The organism is Nocardia sp. NPDC055053 (genome assembly GCF_053608285.1).
Genome location: NZ_JBSGVD010000084.1, coordinates 1 through 1,663 on the forward strand (window position 1 = coordinate 1; position 1,663 = coordinate 1,663).

The window sequence follows — 1,663 nt, forward strand, 5'->3', positions numbered from 1 at the left end:
GGTCAGGCGCCGTTGCGCAGGCGACGAAGGAGCAAGCAACGGTGCCTGACCGGCGGGACACCAGGGGCCGCGAACTCGAGCGCGCCAGCGCTCCAAGTTAATGCAGGGAGTTCTGGGCCGTTTCCAGCCCGACCTTCAGCAGCAATTCGACCGCGTCGGCGGCCTGCTCGACGATCACCGGAACCTCTTTGCGCTCCGGCGCAGCGAACGGCTTGAGCACGTAGTCGGCGGGATCCTGGCGCCCCGGCGGACGGCTGATGCCGATCCTGGTGCGCAGGTACTCCTTGGTGGTCAGCGCCTGCGAGATCGACCGCAGGCCGTTGTGGCCGCCCTCGCCGCCGCCCTGCTTGAGCCGGATCGTGCCGAACGGCAGGTCCAGCTCGTCGTGCACGACGATCACCTGATCGACGGGCACCGAGAAGAACTTCGCCAGCGCGGCCACCGGCCTGCCGGACAGGTTCATGTAGGTGCGTGGCTTCGCGATCAGAATCTGGCGCCCGTCCAGGCGCGCCTGCAGCAGGTCGGCGCCGGACTTCTTGTGCACGGCAAAACGGCCGCCGACGCGCTCGGCGAGCACGTCGGCGACCAGGAAGCCCACATTGTGGCGGGTGCGCTCGTATTCGGGGCCGGGGTTACCCAGCCCGACCACGAGCGCGGGCCCGGAAGATTCGGTCATCGCCCGAACCGTGGTGCGGGAGTCTTACTCGGACTCGGACTCGGTCTCCGCGGCGGGCTCCTCGGCGGTGGCGCCTTCGCCTTCGCCCTCGACCTGCTCGGCGGACGGCGCGGCGATCACGTTGACGATCAGCGCCTCCGGGTCACCGGCCAGGGTGACGCCGGCGGGCAGCTCGATGGAGCCGGCCAGGATCTGGGTGCCCGCCTCGACGCCCTCGACCGAGATCTCGATCGACTCGGGCAGCTTCAGCGCGTCGGCCTCGATGGACAGGGTGGTGGCTTCCTGGGTGATCAGGGTGCCCGCGGCGGCATCGCCGGTGACGACGACATTGACGTCGGTGGTGACGCGCTCGCCACGCTTGACGATCAGCAGGTCGGCGTGCTCGATGTAGCGGCGGATCGGGTGGACCACGACCGACTTGGTCATCGCGAGCTGCTGCTTGCCGTCGACGACGAGGTTCAGGATGGCGTTGGTGCCGTGCTCACGCAGGATGGCGGCGAAGGCCTTGGCGTTGAGGTTCAGGTGCTGCGGCTCGGCCTGGTGGCCGTACAGCACGGCGGGCACGTTGCCGTCGCGACGGGTACGGCGAGCGGCGCCCTTACCGAATTCGGTGCGGACGGCGGCTTCGATCTGGTTCACGTCGGACATGACTGAATGCGCTCCTACGGCTCTTCCGGGCTGGTCATTGTGGCGACCCATCTGCGGGGTCAACGTCTACTCGTCGGACGAAGAACGAACGAGGACGACCGGGAAGGCCGAGCCGCGTCGATCACGGTGAGCACAACCACTAGGGGCAACTCACCCTCGCCGAGACAACCCGACAACCATACCGCATCGGCATACCTGACCTGAAACCGCTACCTGCCGAACTCCCAGCCCCCACGCCCCGACCTCGAGGAGGGGCAGGCCGCGCAGCGGCCGTCGCGGCCGTCCCGCCGGTCAGGCGCCGTTGCGTAGGCGACGAAGGAGCAAGCAACGGTGCCTGAC

General features: G+C 68.6%; 2 protein-coding genes. Both read right to left on the reverse strand.

Translation table 11 applies throughout. The annotated features are described in order from the left end of the window. Positions 1 to 97: 97 nt before the first annotated feature. Complete coding sequence (gene pth, locus ACWF82_RS34340; protein WP_452507724.1) at positions 98 to 676, reverse strand: aminoacyl-tRNA hydrolase; 579 nt, start codon at positions 674 to 676, stop codon at positions 98 to 100. A gap of 24 nt (positions 677 to 700) precedes the next feature. Next, positions 701 to 1,324, reverse strand: a complete 624-nt coding sequence (locus ACWF82_RS34345; protein ID WP_452507725.1) for a 50S ribosomal protein L25/general stress protein Ctc — start codon at positions 1,322 to 1,324, stop codon at positions 701 to 703. Positions 1,325 to 1,663: the final 339 nt, after the last annotated feature.